Below are 18,902 nucleotides of genomic sequence, written 5' to 3' on the forward strand. Positions count from 1 at the left end.
CCCGCGAGACGACCACCGGGCGGGCGTACCCTGGATCGTGGTGACGAGGCCCACGCGGACGTCATCTTGATGTGATACCCCAAGGGGTATATTCTCGCAGCCATGAAGATCGTCATCGTGGGTGGGGTCGGCGGCGGCATGAGCGCGGCGGCCCGGGCTCGGCGGCTCGACGAGAGCGCCGAGATCGTCGTGCTGGACCGCAGCGAGCACGTCTCGTGGGCGAGCTGCGGGCTCCCCTACCACGTGGGTGGGGAGATCGCCGAGGCCGACGAGCTGCTCGTCCAGACCCCGGAGAAACTCCGCGCCGCCCTCGACCTCGACGTGCGCACGCGGCACGACGTCGTCGGCCTCGACCCCGAGGCACGCCGGCTCACGGTGCTGACCGACGACGGCACGGACACGGTCGACTACGACGCCCTGGTGCTCTCCCCCGGTGCCAAGGCCGTGCGCCCGCCCCTCGACGGGATCGACTCGGCACGGGTGCACACGCTGCGTTCCATCGGTGACGCCACCTCGCTGCGCGAGCGCATCGACGCCGGGGCGGGACGCGCCGTGGTCCTCGGGGCCGGCTTCATCGGCCTCGAGGCGGCCGAGACGCTCGCCGCCCGCGGCCTGGACGTCACCGTCGTCGAGCTGTCCTCCCACGTGCTGCCCCCGCTGGAGCACGAGGTCGCCTGGCGGGTCACCGCTGAGCTCGAGCGGATCGGCGTCACGGTACGCACCGGCCTGGGCGCGTCCAGCATCGAGCAGGGCGCCGACCACGACACGGTCGTCCTCGCCGACGGCACCCGCCTGCCCGCCGACGTCATCGTGCTGTCCGTCGGCGTCCGCCCCGACACCGCCGTGTTCGAGAAGGCGGGGATCGCCACCGAGCGCGGTGCGATCGTCGTCGACGACCACGGCCGCACCAGCACCGACGGCATCTGGGCCGTCGGCGACGCGGTCACCAGCACCGACGCCGTCACCGGGGTGCGCCGCCCGGTCGCGCTGGCCGGTCCGGCCAACCGCGCCGGCCGCCTGGTCGCCGACGACATCCTGCGGCCCGGGACCGCCCGGCCGGTGCCGCCCACCGTCGGCACCGCCGTCGTGCGGGTCGGCGAGATGACCGCGGCGGCCACCGGCGCGACGCGTGCCGACCTGCGGGCCGCGGACGTCTACTTCCAGACGCTGCACCTGCACCCCGGCCACCACGTGGGCTGGTTCCCCGGTGCGGAGCAGATCCACATGATGATCCACTTCCGGGCCGGCGACGGCGTGCTGCTCGGCGCCCAGGCCGTCGGCCGCGCCGGCGTGGACAAGCGGATCGACGTGCTCGCCACCGCCGTGCGGGCCGGGATGACCGTGGCCGACCTCATCGACCTCGACCTCGCCTACGCCCCGCCGTACGGGGCGGCCAAGGACCCGGTGAACCTCGCCGGGATGGCCGCCAGCAACGTGCTCGACGGCACCCTGCGGATCTGGCACGTCGACCAGCTCGAGGAGGTCCGGCGCGACACGCTCGTCCTGGACGTCCGCAGCCGCGACGAGTTCGCCACCGGGCACATCCCCGGTTCGCTGAACATCCCGCACACCGAGCTGCGCGAGCGGCTCGACGAGGTCACCGCCGCGGCGTCCGGACACCCGGTCCGCGTGCTGTGCGCCTCGGGCGTGCGCTCCAACATCGCCCACCGCGTGCTGTCGCAGGCCGGGTTCGACTCGGCCTCGCTGTCCGGCGGCATGCTCACGCTGCGCGCCGCCCTCGGCGCCACCGCTGACGACCTGCTCATCAGCACCGCACCCGCCGCGTCCACCGAGTCCAGCCCCGTGGGCTGAACCGCACCTTTCCCGAGAGGACCTGACCGATGTCGACCCAGGACGCTGCCGCCCAGCGCAAGATCGTCAACCGGCTCAAGCGCGCCCGCGGCCAGCTCGACGCGCTCATCACCGCCGTCGAGGACGGCCGGAGCTGCCGTGACGTCGTCACGCAGCTCTCCGCCGTCGCCAGCGCGCTCGACAAGGCCGGCTACGCCGTCGTCGCGAACGCGATGCAGGAGTGCCTCGTCGACCCCGACCACACCACCGAGGACGGGCTCACGCCCGCCGAGCTCGAGAAGCTCTTCCTCACCCTCGCCTGACCCGGACCCGAAGGAGAACGACCCCATGTGCTACCCCGCCACCTGCTCCACCTGCGGCAAGACGACGTGGAGCGGCTGCGGCCAGCACGTCGCCGACGTGCGCCGCTCCGTGCCCGCCTCCCAGTGGTGCGACGGGCACGCCGACGCCCCGCGCGGCGGCGGGAGCTTCTTCTCGCGCCTCTTCAACCGCTGAGACGGCGACCGGCCGGCCCTCGACCTCACCCGGGTCGGGGGCCGGCCGCGTCGCGTCCGCACCGCGCTGCTGCGGATCGGCCGGTGGCCACGGCGGGCGTCCGGCTTGCCGGTGACGCCGCGCCGGGCCAGTCTCGACGCCATGCGTCTGGACCGGACCGGGCTCGGTCGTGCCACGCTCGCCCGTCAGCTCCTGCTGGAGCGGGCGGACGCGTCCGTACCGGACGCCGTCCGCCGGGTGGGCGCGCTGCAGGCGCAGGAACCCGCCGGGCCGTACCTGGCGCTCTGGAACCGCGTCGCGGGGTTCCGCCCGGACGACCTGGACGCCGCTTTCGCCTCCGGCACGGTGGTGCGCGCCACCCTGATGCGGGTCACGCTGCACGCCGTCCACCAGGACGACTGGGCGGCGTTCCACCACGCGATGACGCATCCGCTGCGCGGCTCCCGGCTGAACGACCGACGTTTCGCCCCGGCCCGGCTGACCCCCGCCGAGGCCGACGAGGTGCGGGACGCCGTGCTGGCCTTCGCCGACCGGCCCCGCACCCAGGACGAGATCGTCACCGAGCTGAGCCGCCTGCTGGACGACGAGCGGGCACCCGCCACCTGGTTCGCGCTGCGGACCCTGGCCCCGCTGCACCACGTCCCGAGCGGGGCACCGTGGTCCTTCAGCCCGCGCGAGCGGGTCTACCGCGCCGGCGCCCGGACCGCCGCGAACGAGCCGCCGGCGGGGGACGACCCCGCCGTCGTGCACCTGCTGCGGCGCTACCTCGCCGCCTTCGGCCCCGCCACCGAGGCGGACTTCGCCCGGTTCACGATGCTGCGCAAGCCCTGGACCGGGCCCGCGGTCGAGACCCTGCGGCCGGAGCTCGTCGAGATCGACGGGCCCGACGGCGTCACCCTGCTGGACCTGCCGGACGCCCCGCGGCCCGCCGCCGACACCCCCGCTCCCCCACGCCTGCTGGGCATGTGGGACAGCCTCCTGCTCGCCCACGCCGACCGGACCCGGGTGGTGCCCGAGGCGTTGCGCGGTCACGTCGTGCGCCGCAACGGCGACACCTTGGCGACCGTGCTGGTGGACGGCCGCGTCACCGGGTTCTGGCGGGCGACCGACGACGGGATCGACGCGGCCGTCGTCGAGCCGCTGCCCGACCGGGTCTGGTCCGCGCTGGCCGCCGAGGCGGCCTCGCTGCAGCAGCTGCTGGCCGACCGCGAGCCCGCGGTCTTCCGCCGCTACCGGCGGTGGTGGGACGAGCTGCCGGCCGTCGAGGTGCGCCGGCTCGCGGACGCCCGGGACGCGGCCGCGCGCTGAACGCCGGGCACCGTCCGGGTCAGGCGGAGTCCCGCCAGACGATCTCCGTCGGCAGCGTGACGTCGTGCGCCTCGTGGCCGCCGAGCTGGTCGAGCACGAGCCGCGCCGCGGCCCGGCCCATGTCCCGCGCCGGCTGCCGCACCGTGGACAGGTGCGGCGTGCTGCGCGTCGCCCAGGCGCTGTCGTCGAAACCGACGAGCCCGACGTCCTCGGGCACCCGGCGCCCGCGTGCCCGCAACGTCTCCAGCGCCCCGGCCGCGACCGCGTCCGACGCCGCGAAGACGCCGTCGAGCGCGGGCTCGCGGTCCAGCAGCTCGGCCATGCCGGCCACGCCGGCCTGGTACGAGTAGAGCGGGTCGTCGACGACCAGACGCGGGTCGAAGCGGTCGCCGAGGGCCTGCTGGAACCCCTCGAGCCGGTCGGCGCCGGAGTCGCGGTCCAGGGCGCTCGCGAGCATGCCGACCCGCCGGCGCCCCGTGGCGAGGAGTCGTTCCGTGATCTGTCGTGCGGCGGTGCGGTTGTCGATGCGGACGTGCGGGACCGACGCGCGCCCGGCCGGATGGCCGACGAAGGCCGCCGGCAGGCCGAACTCCACGATCGCGTCGGCGACCGTGTCGTCGGACCGGGCGGACACCAGGACGGCGCCGTCGACGAACCCCCCGCGCAGGTAGCCGGACACGCGCTTCGCGTCCCGGTCGGAGTCGACGACGAGCACGACGAGCTGGTGGTCGGCGTCGGCGACGACCTCGTTCGTGCCGAGCAGGATGGACCCGATGTTGGGGTCCTCGAGGAAGAGCTGGTGCGGCTCGTGGACCACGAACCCGACCGCCCACGTCTTGCTCCGCGCCAGGTTGCGCGCCGCGGTGTTGCGGACGTACCCGACCTCGGCGATCGCCGCCTCGATGCGCGCGCGGGCGTCCGCGGAGACGTACCCGGCGCCGTTGAGCACGCGGGAGACGGTGCCCCGCGAGACCCCCGCCTGCGCCGCGACGTCGTGCACCGTCGCCCGGGTGCGGCGTGGGGAGGTCATGCCGACATCGTATCGTTCCAATCCGTGTGTGCACGTGGACACACCACGTCGCAGCATGTATCGTCAACGAGTGTGTGCACGTGCACACACAGTTTCTTCGAGGACGAGGATCGGCAGTCGACGTGGACATGCGTACTCACCAGGGACGACCTGGTCTCCCGCGCCCCGGGATCGCGTTCGGGGGCGACTACAACCCCGAGCAGTGGTCCCGCGAGACGTGGGAGCAGGACGCCCGGCTCATGCGCGAGGCCGGCGTCGACCTCGTCGCCGTCAACGTGTTCGGCTGGGCCGAGATCGAACCCGCGCCCGGGGTGCACCGCTTCGACGACCTGGACACCGTCCTGGACATCCTGCACGCGCACGGTGTGGCGGTGAACCTCGGCACCGGCACCTCGACACCCCCGCCGTGGCTCACCACCGCGCACCCCGAGATCCTGCCCGTCACCCGGGAGGGCGTCACCGTCAGCCCGGGCGGCCGCCAGGCCTGGTGCCCCAGCTCGCCGGTCGTGCGCGAGCACGCGATGCGGCTCGTGGAGACCGTCGCCGACCGCTACGCCGACCACCCGGCGCTCGCGATGTGGCACGTGTCCAACGAGCTCGGCTGCCACAACGCGCTGTGCTACTGCGACGAGTCGGCACGCGACTTCCGGCGCTGGCTCGCGGAGCGCTACGGCACCGTCGACGCGCTCAACGAGGCGTGGGGCACGAGCTTCTGGAGCCAGCGCTACGGGTCGTTCGACGAGGTCCTCCCCCCGCGCCACGTCGAGTCCCCGGAGAACCCGACCCAGATGCTCGACTTCCGGCGGTTCAGCTCGGACACGCTGCTCGACTGGTACGACGCCGAGGCCGCGATCCTGCGCGAGCGCAGCACGGCGCCGGTCACCACGAACTTCATGGTCGCGGCCCACATCGACACCCAGGACTACTGGGACTGGGCCGACCACATGGACGTCGTCGCCAACGACCACTACCTCGACCACCGCCTGCCGGACCCGTGGGGCGAGCTCGCCTTCACCGCCGACGCCACCCGCGGGCTGGCGGGCGGGCGCCCCTGGATGCTCATGGAGGCCGCGGCGGGCGCCGTCAACTGGCAGCCGCGCAACATCGCCAAGCGGCCCGGCGAGCTCGAGCGCATGGTCCTCTCCCACGTCGCCCGTGGCGCGGACGCCGTCTGCTTCTTCCAGTGGCGCGCCTCGCGCGCCGGGGCCGAACGCTTCCACTCCGCGCTCCTGCCGCACGCGGGCACCGACTCCGCGCAGTGGCGCTCCACGGTCCGGCTCGGCGGGATGCTCGACGCGCTCGACGAGGTCACGGGATCGGTGCTGCGGGCCGACGTGGCGCTCCTGTTCGACTGGCAGGCGTGGTGGGCGGCCGACCGTCCCGGCCACCCCACCGGGGACGTGCGCTATCTCGACGAGGTCCACGCGATGCACTCCGCGCTGCGCCGGGCCGGCGTCGCCGTCGACGTCGTGCGCCCCGGCGACGACCTCGAGGGGTACCGGCTCGTGGTGGTGCCCACCCTGTACCTCGTCACGGACGCCGCGGCCGCGGAGGTCGACCGGTTCGTGGCCGACGGCGGCACGGCGCTGGTCACCTACTTCTCCGGCATCGTCGACGAGCACGACCACGTCCGCCTCGGCGGCTACCCGGGGGCGTTCCGCGACGTGCTCGGGGCGCGCTCGGACGAGTTCTTCCCGCTGCAGGCGGGCGAGACCGTGTCCCTCGACGACGGCCGCCGCGCGAGCGTGTGGACCGAGCGCCTCGAGGCCCGCGGGGCGGAGGTGCGGGCACGCTTCGCCGACGGCCCCGTCGCCGGGTCCCCGGCCCTCACCCGACACCGGTACGGCGGCGGCGCCGCCTGGTACGTGGCGGCCCGCCTCGACGACGCCGGGCGCCAGGACCTCGTCACGGAGGTCCTGGCCGACGCCGACGTCCCGCCCGTGCTGCCCGGTGCCGGCGGCGACGTCGACGTCCTGCGCCGCACGGCCGACGACGCCTCGTACGTGTTCGTCGTCAACGGCTCGGACGAACCCTTCGTCGCGCAGGTCAAGGGCACCGAGCTCCTGACCGGCCACGACGCGACCGAGCACCACGTGGCCCCGGGCGACGTCGCCGTCGTCCGCGAGCTCCCGCAGGACTCCCGCCCGACCTCGGAGGAGGACGCATGACCACCACCGGACCGGCCGCCACGGCGGCTCGCACCGCCCGCGGGGCACCGGCGCGGCGACGGCGGTCGTCGCACGGCGGCGCCGTGGCCGTGCTCGTGTCGCCGTTCCTCGTGCTGTTCGCGCTCTTCTACCTCGCACCGATCGCGTACGCGGCCTACCGCTCGTTCTTCGTCGTCGAGCGGGAAGGGACCTTCGGCGCGGCGACCGAGGTCTTCGGCGGGTTCGCCCAGTACCGGCAGGTGTTCGAGAACGACGCCTTCTGGGCGTCGCTGGGCCGGGTGCTGCTCTTCGGCGTCGTGCAGGTCCCGGTGATGCTCGGCATCGCGCTGCTGCTGGCCCTGCTCATCGACTCGACGCTGGTCAAGGGCAAGCGGTTCTACCGGCTGGCGTTCTTCGCGCCCTACGCGGTGCCGAGCGTGATCGCGGCGATCATGTGGGGCTTCCTCTACTCACCCAGCCTCTCGCCGTTCGAGGTCGTCACCAGCAACGTGGACCTGCTCGGCAGCTCGCTGGTGCTGTGGTCGATCGCGAACGTCGTGACGTGGGTCTACATCGGCTACAACATGCTGATCATCTACTCCGCCCTGCAGGCCATCCCGCAGGACATCTACGAGGCCGCGCGGATCGACGGCGCCGGGCAGCTGCGCATCGCCCTGTCGGTGAAGATCCCGCTGGTGATCCCGGCGCTCGTGCTCACCGGCGTGTTCTCGATCATCGGCACGCTGCAGCTCCTCACCGAACCGCAGGTGTTCCGGACGTTCACGACCTCGGTCAGCTCCACCTTCACGCCGAACCTGCTGGTCTACACCACCTCGACGGTGCCGAACTTCAACCTTGCCGCAGCGTTCTCGGTGGTGCTCGCACTGCTGACGTTCGTGCTGTCGTTCGTCTTCCTGCGGCTGACGCAGAGGAGGGCCTTCCAGTGAGCATGCTGACCCGGACCGCGGGGTACGGCCCCGAGAACGCGCGCACCCGCACGGTGCGCGAGCCGCTCATGTCCCGGATGGCCGCCACCCTCGTGATGGCCGTGTTCACCCTGTACTTCCTCATCCCGCTGTGGTGGCTGTTCGTCGCCTCGACGAAGTCGCGCGGCCAGATGGCGTCGACGGCGGGCCTGTGGTTCGCCGACTGGCAGCTCTGGGAGAACCTGCAGTACGTCTTCACGTACGACGGCGGCGTCTACCTGCGCTGGCTGGCCAACGCCGTCCTGTACGCCGGCGTCGGTGCGCTGCTCGGCACCCTGCTGGCCTCCATGTGCGGCTACGCCCTGGCCAAGTACGCGTTCCGCGGGCGGAACCTGCTCTTCAACGTGATCCTCGGCGGCGTGCTCGTGCCCGTCACGGCGCTCGCGCTGCCGCTGTTCCTCATCTTCTCGGCGGTGGACCTGACGAACACGTACTGGGCGGTGTTCCTGCCGAGCCTGGTCAGCCCGTTCGGGGTCTACCTGTCGCGGATCTACGCGGCGGCGAGCGTCCCGGGCGAGCTGCTCGAGGCGGCGCGCCTCGACGGCTCCGGGGAGGTGCGAACCTTCTTCACCGTCTCGATGCGACTGATGGCGCCCGCGCTCGTCACCGTCTTCCTGTTCCAGTTCGTGACCATCTGGAACAACTTCTTCCTGCCCCTGGTCATGCTCTCCGACGACAAGCTCTACCCCGTCACGCTCGGGCTGTACGCCTGGAACTCCCAGACCAACGCCGTGCCCGAGCTGCGCACCGCCGTCGTCGTCGGGGCGTTCGTGGCCGTCGTCCCGCTCATCCTCGCCTTCCTCGGGCTCCAGCGCTTCTGGCGCAGCGGCCTCGCGGCCGGCGGTGTCAAGGCATGACCGCGCCGAGACACGACCTGCACCACCCACCCCGTTCAAGGAGGAACACCATGTCCCGTCGACACCTGGTCCGCGCGAGCGCGGCCACCGTCGCCGCCACCGCGATGCTCGCCGCCTGCTCCGGCGGCAGCGGAGACACCACCGACGGCGGCGACGAGGCCGCCGCCTGCGAACCGACGGACGGTCAGGTCGAGCTGACCTACACCGGGTGGGTCCCCGGCATGGAGAGCGCCGTCGAGATCTGGAACGAGCAGAACCCCGACATCCAGGTCACCTACAACTCCGGTCCGGCGGGCAACGCCGGCACCTACCAGGACTTCTTCAACCAGCTCGAGGCGGACGAGGCGCCCGACCTCGGCCAGATCGAGTTCGACACGCTGCCGAACTTCCGGGTGCAGGACGGCCTGGTCGACATCGGCGCCTGCGAGGGCGTCCTCGACGCCGGCGACCAGTTCGTGGACTGGACCTGGCAGCAGGTCACGTTCGGCGAGGAGGGGTCGGTCTACGCGATCCCGCAGGACACCGGCCCGATGGCGATGTTCTACCGCGCCGACCTGTTCGAGGAGGCCGGCATCGAGGTGCCGACCACCTGGGACGAGTACGCCGAGGCCGCGCAGGCCATCCGGGACGAGGGCTCCTACATCACCCACTTCCCGCGCACCGACGTCAACTGGTTCGCCGGCCTCGTGTGGCAGAACGACGGTCAGTGGTTCAGCAACGACGGCGACGCCTGGACGGTCGACCTGACCGGCCCGGAGTCCACCGAGGTCGCCGAGTACTGGCAGGGCCTCATCGACGACGACCTGGTCAAGGACACGGCCGGGTTCTCCGACGAGTGGAACAACGAGCTCAACACCGGTGAGCTGTGGACCTGGGTCAGCGCCGTGTGGGGCAGCAACTCGATCTCGTCCGGTGCCCCCGACACCGCCGGCGACTGGGCCGTGGCGCCGATGCCGCAGTGGGAGCCCGGCGCGAACGCGGCGGGCAACTGGGGCGGTTCGACCGTCGCCGTCCTGCAGGGCAGCGAGCACCCGTACGAGGCCGCGCAGTTCGCGCTGTGGCTCAACACCTCCGAGGAGGCGCTGACCACGCTCAACCAGGAGGGCGGTCTCTACCCCGCGACGACGGCCGGTCTCGAGCTGCCGGCGCTGCAGGAAGGTCTCGAGTTCTACGGCGGCCAGGCGATCTTCGACGTCTTCGCCGAGGCGGCCGCGGGCACGGACCCGAACTTCACCTGGGGTCCGACCATGGCGCAGACGTACAACGACGTGGCCGACGGGTTCGGCGCCGCCCTCGGCGGCTCGGGCACCCTGACCGACGCGCTGGAGTCGGGTCAGGAGGCCACGATCCAGACGCTGCAGTCGCAGTCCATCCCGGTGGCGGAGTGACCTCCTCCACCCCCGGGGTGCACCACCTGCGTGCCGCGGGCTCGAGCCTCGTGCTCGACGCCCGCGGCACGCGGGTGCCCGTCGTCGTCCACTGGGGCACCGACCTCGGCGCGCTCGACGACACGACGCTGGTGGCGTTCGCCGATGCGCAGGTGCCGGCCGTCACGGCGAGCGCCGTCGGCACCCCGCTGCGGACGACGCTCGTGCCCACGTCCTCGGACGGCTGGCAGGGCTCACCCGGTCTGTCGGGCTGGCGGCCCGGGGAGTCGCGGTCGGCCGCCCGGCACCCGCACCTGCGGCACACCGGGACGACGGCGACCCCGTCGTCGCTGCGGGTCGGCCTGGCCGACGAGGCCGCCGGGATCGAGGTCGTGATCACCCTCGGCCTCGACGAGCACGGCGTCCTGGAGTCCACGACGTCGCTCACCAACACCGGACGCGACGACTACGTGCTGGACCACCTCGCGTCCTCCCTCCCGCTGCCCGACCGGGCGGACGAGGTGCTCGACCTCACCGGACGCTGGTCCGGCGAGCGGCGACCGCAACGCGCCCCGCTGCGCGAGGGGACCTGGTTCCGCGGCGCGCGGCACGGTCGCCCCGGGCACGACGCGCCGACCGTGACGGTGGTCGGCACCGCGGGGTTCGGCTTCCGCACCGGGGAGGTCTGGGCCGTCCACCACGCGTGGTCCGGGGACAGCGCGCTCCGCGTCGAACGCCTGCCCAGCGCCCGCACCGTCGTCGGCGCCGGGGAGCTGTGGGGTCCCGGGGACGTCGTCGTCGCCCCCGGGGAGACCTACACGTCCCCGCGCACCCTCGCGTGCTGGTCCGACCAGGGCCTCGACGGCGTCTCGGCACGGTTCCACGACTGGGTGCGGGCGAGGCCGGGCCGGGTACGCAGCCCGCGGCCCGTCACGCTCAACACCTGGGAGGCCGTCTACTTCGACCACGACCTCGGGCGGCTGCGGGAGCTGGCCGACCTCGCCGCCGTCACCGGCGTCGAGCGGTTCGTGCTCGACGACGGCTGGTTCCGCGGCCGCCGGGACGAACGCCGGGGCCTCGGCGACTGGACCGTGGACGAGGACGTCTGGCCCGCCGGCCTGCACCCGCTCGTCGACCACGTGCGGGGCCTGGGCATGGGGTTCGGGCTGTGGATCGAGCCGGAGATGGTCAACGCCGACTCCGACCTCGCGCGCGAGCACCCCGACTGGGTCCTGCGGGGCACGGCCCACCGTGACCCGATCCCGTGGCGGTTCCAGCAGGTGCTCGATCTCGCGAACCCGGACGCCTGGACCCACGTGCGGGACGCCCTCGTGGCGCTCCTGGAGGAGTACCCGATCGAGTTCCTCAAGTGGGACCAGAACCGGGACGTGCTCGACGCGCCCTCCCGGCCCCAGGTGCTGGCGACGCGCCGGCTCATGGACGAGCTCCGCGCCCGCTTCCCCGGCGTGGAGATCGAGTCGTGCTCCTCCGGCGGCGGCCGTGTCGACCTCGACGTGCTGGACCGCGCCGACCGGGTGTGGGCCTCGGACACGAACGACGCCCTGGAACGCCAGGCCGTGCAGCGCTGGACCGGTCTGCTCGTGCCGCCCGAGCTGGTGGGCTCCCACGTCGGGGCCGACCGGGCGCACACGACGGGCCGGGTGCACGACCTCGAGCTGCGCCTCGTGACCGCGCTGTTCGGGCACTCCGGGCTGGAGACGGACCTGACGCGCCTCGACGGGGACGACCTCGCGGCGATCACCCGCTGGACGGCGCTCGTGCGCGAGCTGCGGCCGCTCGTGGCCGGCGGACGCACCGTCCGGGCGGACCGGCCGGACGAGGACACGTGGGTGCACGGCGTGGTGTCCCCCGACGCCGCGGAGGCGGCCTTCGCGGTGGTCACCCGGTGGTCCTCGGGCCCGGCGGTGCCCGCACCGCTCGTCCTGCCCGGTCTCGACCCCGCCACCACCTACCGGTTGGAACGGGTCGAGCTGACCGGTCCCCCGCTGGCGGTCGGCGAGACGCTGCCGCCGTGGTGGGTCGCCGGGTCGGTCACCCTGCCCGGATCGGTGCTGGGCAGCACCGGGCTGCCGCTGCCGCCGCTGGCACCCGAGCAGGCCGTGCTGCTGCGCGTGCACGCGGTCGCGTCGTCCCTCTGACGCCGTGCGGGGGGTCGTGTCAGGACACGGTGAAGTACAGCGGCACCTTGACCGACCTCTTCTTCGTCGCGGTGCCGACGTAGACGACCTTCAGGTAGTGGTGCCCCGGTTCGACCGACGCGGGCAGCGAGACCGTGCGCGCTCCGTCGTGCTTCTTCCTCAGTCGCACCGTCTTGACCGTCACGCCGTCCACCTTGAGCTTGACCTTGCCCGTCAGGGCGACGTTCGACGGCGAGCTCAGGCGGAACCGGACCTTGACCTGCTGGGGACGGTGGACGGTCGTGTCGAGGATGCTCGCCCGCAGCTTCGTCCTGGCCTTGTACACCCGCACGGTGCGGTACCGCACCGTCTTCTCGTAGACGGTGTCACCGGTGTAGACGACCCGGAGCGTCGTGCGTCCGACCGGGAGCTTCTTGCCCCAGATCCGCACGACGACCTCACCCGAGTCGTCGAGAGTCCCGGTCCCGACGCGCGTCGTTCCGCGGTACACCTTCACCGTGCCCGTCGGGACGGCGTCGGGCCAGTAGTTGTCGGCGCTGTGGACGGCGACACGGAGCTTGTGCGGACGGCCCCACTGGAAGGTCCGGGCCGTGGCGCGCTCCACGCCGATCACCGCCGGGTTCCGCACGACCTCCAGGTCCAGGGTGGCGCTGGCGTCCTCGACGAACGGCGAACCCGTCAGCCTCGCCGTGAGCGTCCGGTGGCCGGCGGGCACCTCGTCGGCCGCGAGGGTGAACACGGCGGCACTGGACTCGATGCCCACGGCGTCCCGGGTCCGCAGCAGCCGGTCCCCGTCATACAGCGAGACCGTGCCGTCGACCGACCAGGAGGCGTTCGTGGAGACGGCCACCTCCCACGCACCCCGGGCGGTGTTCACGACCCCGTCGTGCGCGTCGTCGGACCAGACCTTCAGCGGGAGGCCGGCCTTGCCGATGGTCAGCGTCCCGCTGGCCCGGGTGATCTGGACGTCGCCATAGCTGTAGAACGTCACCTCGTAGGCGTGCTCACCGGGGATCTGCGTCGGCACCGGCACCGCGCCGGATCCCTCCCGGACCGGGGCGTCCTGCAAGCCCATCGCCGGGTCGTCCCAGGTCACCACCGCGCGTCCGTCCGGCTGGTCAGGATCGTCGACCAGCGGGTCGGACGGCGTCGCGACGTCGACCGTGAAGGTCGCGCCCTCGTGGTGGGCGGCCTGCTCGGGGGCGTCGACGGTCATGACGGCCGACACGTCGCCCTCCACGACGTCGAGGGTGCCCGTCCACTCGGCAGGCAGGTAGGCCGGGTCCCCCAGGAACCGGACCGTGACCTCGTGCGGCCCGGGCAGCGACGGCGGCGGGTTCACGCCCAGCTCGTAGGAGGGCTGGCGCCTCCGTTCGACCACCTCGCCGTCCACCAGCACCTCGATCGGGCCGCCGATGGAGCGACCGCCCTCGTCGGTCACCCGTACGTCGAGCACGAACCCCCCGGCCGGCCTCCAGACGAAGTTGGTGTCCTGCTCGACGACCACCACCGAGGCCTCACGTTCGTCGTCAGCCGCGGAGGCCGGGACGACGAGCATCGTGAGCAGACCGAGGGCAATGGCGACCGCCATCGCCACGGTGCGGGTCAGGGCGGTGAAACCGCTGGTCATCGGAGTGATCTCCCGTCACCGTCGTCGATGTCCGGGACAGTACAGGGATCCGCCGCGCCCGTCCAGGACATGTTCAGGCTCCGGTCAACCAGCGGTCAGGCGGGCAGTCCACGCTCCCGCGCCCTGACCACGGGACGCTCGTCGGCGCCCGTTCGAGAAGCGGATCGTGTGATCACTCAGCACACTGAGTGCAGCCACCCCGAGGAGCCCCATGAGCGAGACCGCGATCGTCACGCGCGCCATCGAACGACGTTTCGGCGACAACGTCGCCGTCGCCGGCGTCGACCTGACCGTCCACGAGGGCGAGATGTACGGGTTCCTGGGGCCGAACGGCGCCGGGAAGTCGACGCTCACCCGCCTGCTGTGCACCCTGCTGGCGCCGACCGGCGGCACGGCGACGGTCGCGGGCCACGACGTCGTGCACGAGCCCACCGCGGTCAGGCTGCGCATCGGCGTCGCGCTCCAGGAGGCGGCGCTCGACGACAAGCAGACCGGCGTCGAGATGCTCCGCCTGCAGGGCCGCTTCTACGGGCTCACCGCCCGGGAGACCACCCGTCGCGTGGCCGAGCTCCGCGAGCTCATCGACATCGGCGACGCGCTGGACGACCGGGTGGGCACGTACTCCGGCGGCATGAAGCGCCGGCTCGACCTCGCGCTCGCCCTCATCCACAACCCGCGGATCCTCTTCCTGGACGAGCCCACCACCGGACTCGACCCCATCAGTCGCGCCACGGTCTGGGCCGAGGTGCGCCGCCTCAACCGTGAGCTCGGGGTCACCGTGTTCCTCACGACCCAGTACCTCGAGGAGGCGGACGCGCTCGCCGACCGGGTCGGCATCATCAACCGCGGCGGGCTGGTCGCCGAGGGCACCCCGGGCGAGCTCAAGCGTTCCATCGGCACCGACGTCCTGGTGGTGGAGGTCGGCGACCAGGTCGAGAACGCCCGCACGACGCTCGAGACGCTCGACGGCGGCACCGGCATCGGTGGCGTCGAGACGGACGGCACCTCCCTCATGGTCTCGGTGGACGACGGCGCACGAGCCGTCAGCCCCGTGGCCCTCGCGCTCGACCGTGCGGGCATCACCGTCCAGCAGCTCGCGCTGCGTCACCCGACCCTCGACGACGTCTTCTTCCGGGTGACCGGTCACCGCATCCAGGACGACGAAGGAGAGGCCCCATGAGCACCGACACCGCCGTGCGCGACGATCCGGTCTCGGCCCGACCCGCCGGGTTCTGGCGTGACCTGCTGTCCGTCGCGATCCGCGCGCTCCGGCAGATCCCCCGGGAGCCGGAGGCGATCATCCCCGCCCTGGTCATCCCGCTGTTCTTCTTCGTGGTCAACGTCGGCGCGCTCGGCGACGTCGCGACGTTCACCGGCGTCGACGACTTCAAGGCCTTCCAGATCCCCGTGGCGATCATCTTCGCCGTGACGGGTGTGTCGCGGGCCAGCGCCCTGGTCACCGACATCACCGGCGGCTACTTCGACCGGCTGCTCGTCACGCCCATGCACCGCACCTCGCTGCTGCTGGGCCTGATGGTCGCCGACCTCGCGCTGGTCGTCGCCCTGTCGGTGCCGGTGCTCGTCCTCGGCTTCGCCCTCGGCGTCCAGTTCGCCACCGGTGCCGCAGGTGTCCTGGTCTTCCTGCTCCTCGCCGGCCTGTGGGGGCTGGCCTTCACCGGGTTCCCCTACGCCATCGCGCTGCGCACGGGGAACCCGGCGGCGGTGAACTCCAGCTTCCTGCTGTTCTTCCCGTTCGCGTTCCTCACCACCACGTTCCTGCCGCTGGACGCCCTGACCGGGTGGCTGGCGACGATCGCCCAGTTCAACCCAGTGACCTATCTCCTCGCGGCGCTGCGGTCGCTCATCATGGAGGGCTGGGACGCGACCGCGCTCTGGCAGGGCCTCGCGGCGATCGCCGTCGTCGGCGTCCTGAGCTTCGTGCTGGCGTTCCGCGCGCTGCAGGGCCGCACCGCCCGCACGTGACGGGCGCCGTCACATCCCCCCACGGACCGCCCGCGGTCGGTCAGGGCAGTAGCCCGCGCTCCCGCGCCACCGCCACCGCCTCGGTGCGCGAACGCGTCCCCAGCTTGGTGTTCACGTGCGTCAGGTGCGTCTTGACGGTCGCGACCGACACGACCAGCTCGCGGGCGACCGCCTCGTTGGACCGTCCGGCCGCGACCAGCGCGAGCACCTCGAGCTCCCGTGAGCTCAACGCCTCGAAGGGCTGCCTGACCCGGCCCAGCAGCCGGCGCTGCACCGCGGGGTCCAGGACGGTCCGGCCCGCGGCGGCCGCCCGGACCGCCCCCGCGAGCTCCTCCGTGGGGGCGTCCTTGAGCAGGTACCCCGTCGCGCCGGCCTCCACGGCGGACAGGATCTCGGCGTCCGACCCGTAGGTCGTCACCACCAGCACCGGGACGGCGTACCGGTCCACGACCGTGCGCGTCGCCTCGGCCCCGGTCAGCCGGTCCGGGCCGAACCGCAGGTCGAGCAGGACGACGTCGGCCGTGCCGCCGTCGGCCAGCCATGCCAGCAGCTCCTCGGCGGTCGCGACCTCGTGCACGACGCGCAGGTCCCCGGTGGACTCGACGACGGCGCGCAGGCCGGCCCTGACCACCGGATGGTCGTCGGCGATGACCAGGTCGATCACGGCGCGGCCTCCTCGGCGAGAGGCACCGCGACCGCGAGCGCCGTCCCGCTGCCCGGGGTGCTGTCGACCACGAGGGTGCCGCCGAGCTCCGCCGCCCGCGACCTCATGGCGGCGAGCCCGAACCCGTCGGTCGCCCCCGGGTCGAACCCGCACCCGTCGTCGACGACGTCGAGCACCACGGTGTCGTCGGTGAAGCGCAGCACGACGCCGGCCTGGGTGGCGCGGGCGTGCCGGACCACGTTCGCCAGCGCCGACTGCGCGACCCGCAGCAGCGCGGTCTCCACCGCGAGGGGCAGCGGCCGTGGTGTGCCGCTCGACTCCACGGTCACCGTCAGGGCGCCGGCGTGTCCCGCGGCCTCGTCGGCCGTGGCGGTCGAGCGCTCGGCCACGCGCCGCAGCGCCGCGAGCAGGGTGCCGCCGTCGAGGTCCACGGGGGTCAGGTCGCGCACGAACCGTCGGGCCTCGGCGAGGCTGCTCGCGGCGGCCTCGCGGGACCGGGCCACGAGCGCCCGTGCCCGGGCGTCGTCGGTCCCGATGGCCTCGTCGGCGGTGCGCAGCAGCAGCTCGATCGCGGACAACGACTGCGCCAGCGTGTCGTGGATGTCGCGGGCGAGCCGTTCCCGCTCCGCCGCGACGGCGGACTCCCGCTCGGCCCGGGCGAGGTGGCGGCGGGCGCGGGTGAGCTCGTCCAGGGCGCGCTGACGCGCCTGGGACTCGCGGACGATCGCCTCGAGGCCCAGCACGACGCCGGCCGCGACGGCGGCACCCAGCACGGGACCGAGCACGAACCCGAGCCACGGCCCCTCGGCGCGCGCCAGGCCGGCACCGACGGCCACGACGGTCGTCGCCGCCACCGCGGGCAGCCCGCGGCGCGGCCCCAGGACGTGCATCTGGAGCAGCAGCAGCGGGAAGGCTGTCCACAACGCCTCCGGGGACAGGGCCAGCAGCACGGCCCACACGACCGTCAGGGCGGTCACCCAGGCGGCGTCCGGCCACCAGCGTCCGCGGGGGGCGTCCACGGGCCGGTCGTGCACCCGCACCACGCGTCGTCCGGCCGCGTACAGCCCCAGCAGCACCAGGGCGACGACCGCGGTCGCCGCGCGCTGCCCCGCCGGCGCCCGGACGACCGTCACGACGGTGAGCACGACCAGGAGCACGTCGAGGCCCACCAGGAGCCCGCGTGCCGCCGTGTGCTGCGGGCGACCGTCCATCCGTCCCACGCTAGCCCGCCCGCCGCGCCGCACATCGTCCGAACGGTTGATCCCGGGATCGACCGTGCGGCGCGACAGGACCGCACCCCGGGGCGATGGCACGCCTCGCCGCGCCGACGACGCTGGGGACATCCCTCGTCGAAAGGACCCGCCGTGTTCGTCGCCCTGCGCGACCTGCGTCATGCCCGGGGGCGGTTCGCCCTCATGACCGCCGTCATCGTGCTCGTCACCTTCCTGGTCACCTTCCTCGCCTCCCTGACCGCCGGCCTCGCCCGCGAGTCCACCTCAGCGGTGACCGACCTGCCCGCCGACCACCTGGCGTTCGCCATGCCGGGGCCGGACGACGCCCCGGCCTTCACCGCCTCGCAGGTCACGGCCGACCAGTGGCGACGCTGGCGAGAGGTCCCGGGGGTGGACGCCGCCGAACCCCTCGGGGTCGCGACGACCCGCGCCGGGTCGGCGGCCGGCACCGCCTCGGTCACGGCGTTCGGGGTCCCGGCCGGCTCGCACCTGCTGCCCGCCGGTTCCCCGGACCTCATCACCGGCGGCGTCCTGCTCTCCCCCGCGGCCGCCACCGAGCTCGACGCCGCTCCCGGCGACACCGTGACCGTCGGGGGGACCGCCCTGGAGGTCGTGGGCACCACGGACGTCGAGGCGTCCTTCGCCCACACCCCGGTGGTGTGGACGACCCTCGCGGACTGGCAGGCCGTCGGCGCCCGCGGCACGGGGTCCGCCGACGACCCGGTGGCGACCGTCGTCGCGCTGACCACGAGCGACGACGGAGCCGCCCGGGGCGACGCCGCGGTCGGCACGACCACCGTGACGACCGCCCAGGCACGATCTGCCGTGGCCTCCTACGCCGGCGAGAACACGTCGCTGACCACGATGCAGGGGTTCCTGGTCGCGATCTCGGCCCTGGTGGTGGGTGCCTTCTTCAGCGTGTGGACCATCAGCCGGTCGGCCGACGTCGCCGTGCTCAAGGCGCTCGGCGCCACGACCCGATACCTGCTGCGGGACGCGCTCGGCCAGGCGGCCGTGGTGCTCGCCGTGGGAGTCGGGCTCGGGACCCTGCTCACGGCCGTGGGCGGCCGTCTGCTGCCCGCGACGGTCCCCGTGCTGGTGGACACCACCACGACCGTGCTGCCCGCCGCCGGGCTCGTGCTCCTCGGCCTGGCCGGGGCCGCCGTCTCCGTCGCCCGCATCACCCGCATCGACCCGCACGCCGCGCTGGCCGCGCACTGAATACCCCGCAA

16 protein-coding genes are annotated in these 18,902 nt (G+C 73.4%); 12 read left to right on the top strand and 4 right to left on the bottom strand.

Annotated elements, in window-relative coordinates:
• Positions 1-102: 102 nt before the first annotated feature.
• From Q6347_RS00690 to Q6347_RS00705, 4 genes are all read left to right on the top strand, one after another.
• Positions 103-1,812 carry an FAD-dependent oxidoreductase gene (locus Q6347_RS00690; RefSeq protein ID WP_304606362.1) on the top strand — a complete coding sequence of 570 codons (1,710 nt, stop codon included), beginning with the start codon at positions 103-105 and terminating at the stop codon, positions 1,810-1,812.
• 29 nt (positions 1,813-1,841) lie between these two features.
• Entirely contained in the window at positions 1,842-2,114 is a 273-nt protein-coding gene (locus Q6347_RS00695; RefSeq protein WP_304604763.1) for a metal-sensitive transcriptional regulator, read from the top strand.
• A 25-nt stretch (positions 2,115-2,139) separates the two neighbouring features.
• Positions 2,140-2,307 carry a hypothetical protein gene (locus Q6347_RS00700; protein ID WP_171246258.1) on the top strand — a complete coding sequence of 56 codons (168 nt, stop codon included), beginning with the start codon at positions 2,140-2,142 and terminating at the stop codon, positions 2,305-2,307.
• 141 nt (positions 2,308-2,448) lie between these two features.
• Entirely contained in the window at positions 2,449-3,615 is a 1,167-nt protein-coding gene (locus Q6347_RS00705; RefSeq protein WP_304606363.1) for a winged helix DNA-binding domain-containing protein, read from the top strand.
• Between the two features lie 19 nt (positions 3,616-3,634).
• On the opposite strand, the gene Q6347_RS00710 is transcribed toward Q6347_RS00705, so the two are convergent.
• Positions 3,635-4,645, bottom strand: coding sequence for a LacI family DNA-binding transcriptional regulator (locus Q6347_RS00710; RefSeq protein WP_304606364.1), 1,011 nt, complete (start codon positions 4,643-4,645; stop codon positions 3,635-3,637).
• A 128-nt stretch (positions 4,646-4,773) separates the two neighbouring features.
• Between Q6347_RS00710 and Q6347_RS00715 the strand changes: the two genes are divergently transcribed.
• From Q6347_RS00715 to Q6347_RS00735, 5 genes are read left to right on the top strand one after another with little or no spacing between them, the layout of a single operon-like run.
• The gene (locus Q6347_RS00715; RefSeq protein WP_304606365.1) at positions 4,774-6,813 is read left to right on the top strand and encodes a beta-galactosidase; all 2,040 of its coding nucleotides are present in this window, start codon (positions 4,774-4,776) and stop codon (positions 6,811-6,813) included.
• Entirely contained in the window at positions 6,810-7,739 is a 930-nt protein-coding gene (locus Q6347_RS00720) for a carbohydrate ABC transporter permease (RefSeq protein WP_171248427.1), read from the top strand. Before Q6347_RS00715 ends, Q6347_RS00720 begins: the two co-directional genes overlap by 4 nt.
• A 2-nt stretch (positions 7,740-7,741) precedes the next feature.
• Entirely contained in the window at positions 7,742-8,635 is an 894-nt protein-coding gene (locus Q6347_RS00725) for a carbohydrate ABC transporter permease (protein WP_246246840.1), read from the top strand.
• A 50-nt stretch (positions 8,636-8,685) separates the two neighbouring features.
• On the top strand, positions 8,686-10,023 hold the full coding sequence (locus Q6347_RS00730; RefSeq protein WP_304606367.1) for an ABC transporter substrate-binding protein: 1,338 nt from the start codon (positions 8,686-8,688) through the stop codon (positions 10,021-10,023).
• Positions 10,020-12,161, top strand: coding sequence for an alpha-galactosidase (locus Q6347_RS00735; protein ID WP_304606368.1), 2,142 nt, complete (start codon positions 10,020-10,022; stop codon positions 12,159-12,161). The genes Q6347_RS00730 and Q6347_RS00735 overlap by 4 nt, the downstream gene beginning before the upstream one ends.
• A 19-nt stretch (positions 12,162-12,180) precedes the next feature.
• Here the strand turns inward: Q6347_RS00735 and Q6347_RS00740 are convergent, their stop codons facing one another.
• Positions 12,181-13,791, bottom strand: a complete 1,611-nt coding sequence (locus tag Q6347_RS00740; protein WP_304606369.1) for an Ig-like domain repeat protein — start codon at positions 13,789-13,791, stop codon at positions 12,181-12,183.
• 211 nt (positions 13,792-14,002) lie between these two features.
• Here Q6347_RS00740 and Q6347_RS00745 point away from each other — a divergent pair, with 211 nt between their 5' ends.
• On the top strand, positions 14,003-14,971 hold the full coding sequence (locus Q6347_RS00745; protein WP_304606370.1) for an ATP-binding cassette domain-containing protein: 969 nt from the start codon (positions 14,003-14,005) through the stop codon (positions 14,969-14,971).
• On the top strand, positions 14,968-15,774 hold the full coding sequence (locus tag Q6347_RS00750; protein ID WP_171246573.1) for an ABC transporter permease: 807 nt from the start codon (positions 14,968-14,970) through the stop codon (positions 15,772-15,774). Before Q6347_RS00745 ends, Q6347_RS00750 begins: the two co-directional genes overlap by 4 nt.
• Before the next feature lie 40 nt (positions 15,775-15,814).
• Here the strand turns inward: Q6347_RS00750 and Q6347_RS00755 are convergent, their stop codons facing one another.
• Positions 15,815-16,438, bottom strand: a complete 624-nt coding sequence (locus Q6347_RS00755) for a response regulator (RefSeq protein WP_304604779.1) — start codon at positions 16,436-16,438, stop codon at positions 15,815-15,817.
• Positions 16,435-17,649: a sensor histidine kinase gene (locus Q6347_RS00760; RefSeq protein ID WP_304606371.1), complete on the bottom strand. Its 1,215-nt coding sequence runs from the start codon at positions 17,647-17,649 to the stop codon at positions 16,435-16,437. Before Q6347_RS00760 ends, Q6347_RS00755 begins: the two co-directional genes overlap by 4 nt.
• Positions 17,650-17,802: 153 nt before the next feature.
• Between Q6347_RS00760 and Q6347_RS00765 the strand changes: the two genes are divergently transcribed.
• Complete coding sequence (locus tag Q6347_RS00765; RefSeq protein WP_304606372.1) at positions 17,803-18,891, top strand: ABC transporter permease; 1,089 nt, start codon at positions 17,803-17,805, stop codon at positions 18,889-18,891.
• The last annotated feature ends 11 nt before the right edge of the window (positions 18,892-18,902 follow it).

The organism is Isoptericola sp. b408 (genome assembly GCF_030588085.1).
GTDB lineage: Bacteria > Actinomycetota > Actinomycetes > Actinomycetales > Cellulomonadaceae > Isoptericola > Isoptericola sediminis.